General features: G+C 67.9%; 4 protein-coding genes. All 4 read right to left on the reverse strand.

Annotated features, from left to right (window positions below):
- Nucleotides 1-3,591 (reverse strand): AsmA family protein (locus tag BRAO375_RS19700; protein ID WP_035641351.1); only part of this gene is annotated, 3,591 nt, incomplete at its 3' end.
- A 174-nt stretch (nt 3,592-3,765) separates the two neighbouring features.
- The gene (locus tag BRAO375_RS19705; RefSeq protein ID WP_009029199.1) at nt 3,766-4,998 is read right to left on the reverse strand and encodes a cytochrome P450; all 1,233 of its coding nucleotides are present in this window, start codon (nt 4,996-4,998) and stop codon (nt 3,766-3,768) included.
- Between the two features lie 70 nt (nt 4,999-5,068).
- Nucleotides 5,069-6,373: an MFS transporter gene (locus BRAO375_RS19710; protein ID WP_009029200.1), complete on the reverse strand. Its 1,305-nt coding sequence runs from the start codon at nt 6,371-6,373 to the stop codon at nt 5,069-5,071.
- 977 nt (nt 6,374-7,350) lie between these two features.
- Nucleotides 7,351-7,690, reverse strand: a 340-nt coding sequence (locus BRAO375_RS19715; RefSeq protein WP_035641354.1) for a dioxygenase, incomplete at its 5' end; no start/stop codon positions are given.

Genomic DNA, 7,690 nt, shown 5'->3' on the forward strand with positions numbered 1-7,690 from the left:
GAGCGGCGTCGTGAGCGGCGGTACGGCGGCGCGCGGACCGCCGAGCTTGGCGCGCGGGTCGCGCCGCGGATCACGTCCCGGCATCGGCACGTCAGCGGCATTAGGCGTGGCCGGCGCTGCCTCCGAGCCGCCCGGCAGCGACGCCGTTGACGACGGATAGGCCGGCGGCACCTCGCCGCGCGCGATCGCATCCAGACGACGTGTCTCACGATCGATCGCGCGGACCGCGAGCCAGGACGACAGCGACGTCACGTCGACGACGCGCGTCAGCGCATCGGGCGTGCCCATCACGAAAAGCTGCACCTCCGGCCGGCTGTTGGCATTGCCGACGGTGTTCGAGCTCAGGCTGGCACGAATGTCGGCCTGGTCGGCCGGAATGTCGAAGCCGCCGGAGACGATGGCGCGCGCGCCCTGCGCTTCCAGCGTGGTGGCGCCGACACGGACGCGGCCGTCGCGGATGATGAACGGAATCTGTGCCGACGCGACCGACAACGTGCCCGAAGCCAGCGCCGGCTCGACGACCTGCCGCAGCTTGCCGTCGTCGGTCACCTGCCCCGCATCGGCGGCGCGCAAGGCGGCATCGAACGCCCGCGGATCGAGATTGGCGATCGACGCGTTGTCGAGCGTCACGGTGCCATTGCCCGAGAGCGCATTGACCAGGCCCTGGACGCTGCGGCCTTCTGCGGCGAGCGTCATCTGGGCCGAGATCTTGCCGGCAGGCATCCTCAGATTGCGATAGCGCAGCGCGTTGCCGTCGATGCCGGAGAGCTCGACCCGTCCATTCAGGACGAGGCCGTTCGGATTGGGCCGCGCCTCGACGGTGGCGATGACGTCGCCGCCACCGAGCTTGCCCTTGAGGTTCTCGATGGTCATCGACTGACCGTCGCTCTTGATGGCGCCTGCCAGCGGCCGCAGGTCGGTGCCGTTCAACACGGCGCCGCTGAGCGCCTGGAATGCGACGCGGCCGCGCCAGCCCTTCACGAGGCCGGCCCCTAATGGCTCGGCTTGCTCACGGCCAGCCGCGCCGACCAGCACGGCGAACACCTGCGGCACGTCGAGCGCGTCGAGTCCGACCTCGCCGTCGACCTGCCTGTCGTCGTCGAGATTGACCGCCAGCCGGCCGCGCAGCCGCGAGCCGCCGACCGTGCTGTCGATATCCTCCAGCGTGAGGCGGCCGCCCGACAGTCCGAGCTTGCCAAACAGGCGGATGTTCTGTGCGGCGGCGTCCTGTGGCTTCAGGCCCAACAACGGAGCCAGATTGGCGTTGCGCAGCCGCAGATTGACGTTGGCCTTGGTAGCCTCGCCCCAGGGCTCCACGGTGCCCTGCGCATCGCCGTCGAGGCCGATGCCGGACAGTTTCGCAGTGACCCGCAGCGGCGTGCGCCAGCCACCGGTGACGCTCGACTGGAATTCGGCCGGACCGCTGCCGACGGCGGCGATCCGATCGAGCCCAAGCAGCGCCAGCACGACATTGCCCTGCTCGGCCGAGATGCGGCTCTCGACGCCGAGCTCGGTGCGATCGATCGCATCGACCTCGAAGCTGCGCAGCGCCGCGGCCGACGGTTTTGCCGTCAGCGTCGCCGAGCCCTTCAATTGCGGCGCATCGAGATCGAGCACCGCCTTGGCCTGGCTGCGATCAGCATTGGCGGGATCCTTGGCGAGATCCAGCGTGAGCTTCAGCCGCGCGGCGCCGGCGGGCGTCGCGAGCGCATCGAAGCGTGCCGTGACCTGCGGCGCGAACGGCTGCACCAGCGCGGTGATCTCCTTCAGCGAGCCGGCCAGCGACGTCACCGTCAGCCGTCCGGTCGCATCGGCGCGATCGAAGCGGCCGGCGCCCTCGGTGGTCACGCCGCCGCTCTGGCCGAACTTGATCTGGTCGACGGCGATCGTCTTCGGATCGTAGGACACGCGCGCGGTGAGCGGACGCAGCTCCTGGCCGCTGAGCTTGGCGCGGCCGACATCCAGCGCCACGCTGGCCTCCGCCGGCCACTCGCCGGTGACGCCGACCAGCGAGCGCGTCACCGCCATCGCCGCATCGAGATCGAGACGGTCGCCCTTCAGCACGGCCTCGAAGCGCGAGCCGGCGCCGGCGGGGCGGTTGATCAGCGCCACGCGGCCATCGACCGAGCCGCCGTCGATGTCGGCCTTCAGGCCATCGATGGCGACCCGCTCCGGCGCCACGTTGAGGTCGCCGCGGATGCGCAGCGGGCGCTGCGTGCGATAGCTGTTGTCGGTGCGGCCCTGCAGCCAGGCGACGAGCGCGTCGGGCTCGGAGGAATCGAGATCGAGTGCGCCGGTGAAGCCCGCGGTGACGGAGGTGGAGATGCCGATGGTCCGGAACGTCAGATGGGTCGATCCGGGCGCGCGCAGGTCGACCTTCTCCAGGCTCCAGGCGGTGGTCTCGTTGTGCAGGTCGGCGGTGAAGTTCTGCACCGGCCGGCCCGACAGCATGATCTGCTCGGTCGTGAACTGGACGTTGGCCGGCAGCGGCAGGGTGGGCAGCTGCGCGATCCAGTTGCGCAACGCCGGCAGCACCAGCGCCGGCGCGATCGCGCGCCGGTCCTTCACCTCGTCGCCCCCGAGCAGCTTGTCGGCATCGAGCTGGCGTGCCGACAGCGACGCCTTCAGCACCGGCGCGGCGCCGAACTTGGCGTCGCCACTGCCGGTGAACTTCAGCGAGCGATCCTCCTGGCCGAAAGAGACCTCGATCTGGTCGAGCTTGGCGGAGGCCTGGTCGCCGACAATCTTGGTCGCAATCCGCCACGGCGTGCCACCCGCCTGAGACGGCGGCGCGCTCTTGGCCTGTTTCGCGGGCTGGTCCTTCCCCGGCTGTTCCTTGGCAGGCTTGTCAGCGCCCTGCTCCTTCGGCGGCGACGACAAGGTCAGCGCGCCCTCGAAGCGCGGCGAGCGGTTGGGGAAGCTGATCAGGCCCTCGACATCGGCCATGACCGGACGCTCGCCGGGGTCGATGTTGAGATGGACGCGCAGGCCGTTGGAATCCTTGTCCTGGCTGGACGACAGCCGGAACGGGTAGCGCCCGCCGCGGATCGACACCGCGCCGTCGCCCCGCAGCGAGCCGGCCAGCGAACGGACGTCGCCGGAGAACACGATGTCGGCCAGCTCCAGCGTCGAGCGGCTGGCGGCATCGTGCAACGCGACGCGGCCGGTCAGGTTGAAGCGATCGATCGCGAGCGCGGCGAGATTGAACCGGCCCGAGGCCGCCGGCAGGTCGACTTGGCCCTTGGCATCAAGGCCGAGATCGGCCGCCATGCCGCCGATGGTCAGTTCGTTCGCCCGCCACTGCCCGCGCATCAGGTCGCCCAGGCTGAACTCCACGTCGAGCTTGTCGGCGCGCAGCTTGCCGAGGTGGTTGGCGCCGCCGAAGGTGACCTGACGCAGCCGCAGGGTCGGCGTCGGCAGCAGCCGTGCGTCCAGCGCACCAGCGACCCGCACGGGCACGCCGATGATCTTGCTCGCCTCGGCCTCGAACTGCGGCCGGAACTGGTTCCAGTCGACGAAGTACGGGCCGATCAGCGCAGCAAGGAGCGCAAGGATGAAGGCAATCGCCAAGCCGAGCAGGGTCGTCTGCACGGGGTCTCCCTCAAAGGACAACGCTCCGGCATCGCAAAGCCTTCAGCCCATGCGGGCGCGGCCCCACGGACGTCGATACCGGAGCGCTGCATCATATAGGATTAAGTATGGCGAAGTCACAGCGCTGTCGTTGTTTCCGGGGGCGGTGCACAACAACTCCGTTAACGAAGATGGTTACCAGTGCGCCGGCAGCCGCTTCAGGCCACGGAGCACGAAGGTTGGCCGCCATTCGGGGTTGTCGGGATCGTCGAGCTTCAACTCCGGCAGCCGCCGCAGCAGGGTTCCGATCGCGACCTCGGCCTCGATGCGGGCGAGCTGCGCCCCCAGGCAATGGTGGATGCCGCCGCCGAACGACAGGGGCTTCACGTTGGGCCTGGTGATGTCGAGCTGCTCCGGATGGTCCGGATAGACGGCGGGATCGCGGTTGGCCGAGCCCAACAGACACAGCACGGTCTCGCCCGCCGGGATGCGCCGGCCACCGAGATCCTCGATGTCCTCGAGCGCGACCCGCCCGGTCAGCTGCACCGAGGAATCGTAGCGCAGGAACTCCTCGATCGCGTTGGTCATCAGCTCCGGGCGCGCCTTCAACAGGGCCAGCTGATCGGGATTGCGATACAGCGCCAGCAGGCCGTTGCCGATCAGATTGACCGTGGTCTCGTGCCCCGCCCCGAACAGCAGGATGATGTTGGCGGTGAGCTCCTCGTGCGAGAGCTTGGCGCCGTCCTCCTCCGCCTGCAGCAGCTGCGTCGTCAGGTCGTCACCGGGCTGCTTGCGGCGCAGCTCGAACAGATGCTGGAAATACGCCCGGGAGACCGCGTTGCCGGCATTGCCTTCTTCGATCTCGGCCTTCGACAGCGGCACCGGCTCGAGCAGCCGGCCGCCCTCGCGCGAGCTCTTGTAGAACGCCTCGCGATGCTCCTCGGGGATCCCCAGCATGTCGCAGATCACCGTGACCGGCAGCTTGAAGGCGAAGTCCTCGATCAGGTCCATCCTGCCGCGCGGAATGATCTCGTCGAGCGTGGAGTCGACGATCGCCTGGATCCGCGGCCGCATGTCCTCGACGCGGCGCGCCGTGAACGCCTTCACCACGAGGCCGCGCAAGCGGGTGTGATCCGGCGGATCCTGCTGCAGCATCCAATGGCTCATGCTGCGGAAGATCGGCTCGTTCATAATGTCGGGGCCGTAGCGGCGGATCGAGCGGGCGACGAAGTCCTTGCCAAAGCGCTTGTCGCGCAGCACGAGGCTCGACTCCGCGTGCCGGCTGGCCAGGAACGAGCCGAACGGCGTCACATGCACCGGATCATTGTCGCGCAGCTGCTGATAGAACGGATAGGGATTGCGGATGAACTCCGGCGACAGCGGATTGAACAGCGGCGCGGCCTTGGCGGCCTGGACATGCTCGTTCATATGGTCCCTCTCCAGAGTTTGCCTATTGGTTCACGGCCGCGGCGCCGTGGCAAGTCAGCCAGTTCACACATCATGCCGGAGCTTCCGCCGGCGTCTTCAACCTATGTAACTGTCCGGCGACGACGCGCACCCGGCGCGGCGCCGCGATCCAGATCGCGGCCGCCGACACGAAGGCGCCGGCGAAGGCGATCGCGAAGCCCGGCGTGTAGCTGCCCGTGACATCATACAGCACGCCGGTGACCCAGGGGCCTGCGGCACCGCCGCACAGCCCGATCAGCATCAGCGTGCCAAAAATGCTGCCGAAATGCGCGCCCTGAAAGATCTCCAGCACAACCGCGCCCATCACCGATGTGATGCCGTAACCGAGCGCGCCCTGCGTCGCCACCATGACATAGACCAGCACGAGCGACGGCGACGCCTTGAGCGCGATCAGCGCGGCGAAGCAAATTGCGAAGCCGAGGCAGCCGAGCCCCCACACCGCCTCGCGGCCGAGCCGGTCCGAGAGATGGCCGAGCACGATCTGTCCGGGAATGCCCAGCAGGCTGACGGCGCCGAGCGCCCACACTGCCACGCTCGAGCTGAAGCCGATCTCGAGCAGATATTTCGTCTGGTGGACCTGCACCGCGTACCAGACGTAAAGCCCGAAGAAATAGCCGAGCGCGAGCCACCAGAACCGCGTCGTGCGCAGCGCGCGCGACAACGTCCAGTCAATGCCGGCCCAGGCGGCGTCGACGATGTTCGAGATGGGCTTGGCGGCGCTGGCGAGCGGCGCGGCATCGCCGTCGGGGCGCAGGCCGATCTCCTCCGGCTTCTTGCGCAACAGCAGATTGATCGGCGCGAGCACGACCAGCACGACGATGCCCATCGCGGTGCAGGCGGTGCGCCAGTTGGTCTGCGCGATCATGTGCTGCACCCAGGGCAGCAGCGTCATCGAGCCGATGCCGACACCGGCGAAGGCGATGCCGATGGCGAGGCCGCGTCGGCGGATGAACCAGTTCGGCAGGAACAGCGATTGGCCGGAATAGCCGAGGCAGACGCTGCCGGAGCCGACCATCACGCCGATGGTGAGGTAGAGATGCCAGGGCTGCGTGGTCAGCGGCGCGAGTAAGAGGCCGCCGGCCATCAGCGCGACGCCGAGTTCCATCACCGCGCGCGGGCCGGTGCGATCCATCAGCCGTCCGATCAGCGGACTGACGATGCCGGAGGCGACGAAGCCGAAGGAGAAGGCGCCGGCGGTGACGCCGCGGTCCCAGCCGAACTCGGCCAGGATCGGCGGATAGAACAGCGAGAACGCGGTGCGCGCATTGACGCCGATCGCCATCGTCACGAAGGTCACGGCGACGATGACCCAGCCATAATAGAACGGCAGGCGCATTGTTGTTGTTTTCACTCCCTGTGCATCCTTCGCATCATTTGCCTGCGGAGGGGTCAAGGACTTTCTGCTGCTCGCGCCTCGGCGTCAGCTACCTCCGAGGTCATGTGTGCGGCGCACCATCCTCCATCCTCATCATCGGTGTCGTCCCGGCGAACGCCGGGACCCATACCGGGTGATCTCGCGGTGAGAAAAGACTGGTCGTCGCTCGTGCCCCAAACACCACCCTGTGGTTATGGGTCCCGGCTCAAGGCCGGTACGACAGCGAATGAGTGGTGCGCTTCGTAGATCGCGGCTGCACGCTCCTCGCGGCGCCAGCGGCGTCCGAGCTCTGCCAAGTGATCGCCCTCGAAAGGAGAAGGGCGCAGGGAAGGCCGGGCGCTGGCCGCGCCCGTGGCCCGCCTGCGAACAGAAATGCAGGCGGCAGGTACCACAGGTGTGGCCGAGAACGCCCGGCCCTCCCTGCGCGATGGTCTTCACGCTTATAGGCAGGCTTCCTGGCGCTCGGCTTGTTGGCCGCCATGCGCGACAACGCGTTTCACGCGCTGCGCGGTGATACCAGCGTCGAGGTATCAGAACCCTGCAACTTCACGTCCGCCAGAGCATCGTTCGTCCGCACATCAACGACATGCTGCAAGCTCTCGCGGCCACCGCTCCCCGCCTCGCGTGTCGTGACGATCGCGCGCAACGCCCCTTCAGAGTGAGGCGGGATGCGCGGAAGGATCGTGGTGATTTGTCCGACGGCGCAAGGGAAATCGGCTGCGACAAAGTAACCCGACGGGCAGACTACACGCTCTCGTCATTCCGGGGCGATCGTCGATGCGCAACCGCGAAGCGGATGCGTATCGATGATCGAACCCGGAATCTCGAGCTGATGAGACAAGAATGCAAGCCAATGTCGAGATTCCGGGTTCAAGGCCTGCGGCCTTGCCCCGGAATGACGGTGCTTGGGGCAACGGAGAACTAATAAGTTCGACGACCTACGCCGCAGCCTTCGCCTCATCGACGCCATGGAACGCATACACGTCCATGCGCAGCACGCCGTAATTGGCGCTGTTGTGCAGGCGCTCGACGCGGGCGTTCTCGCCGGCGGCGCCGAGGGCGGCGAACAGCGGCAGGAAGTGCTCGTCGGTCGGATGGTTGTCGCGGGCATGCGGCGCGAGGCGGCGGTAGTCGACGAGGTCGTCGACGCGGCCTTCGATAGCGGCATGGTGCACCCAGTCGGCGAAATCGACCACCCAGGACGGCGCGGGATCGTCGATGTCGAGGCGGCGCTTGCGGAACTCGCCGAGATTATGCGTGAAGCTGCCGCTGCCGATG

Origin of the sequence: Bradyrhizobium sp. ORS 375 (genome assembly GCF_000239775.1) — a bacterium.
GTDB lineage: Bacteria > Pseudomonadota > Alphaproteobacteria > Rhizobiales > Xanthobacteraceae > Bradyrhizobium.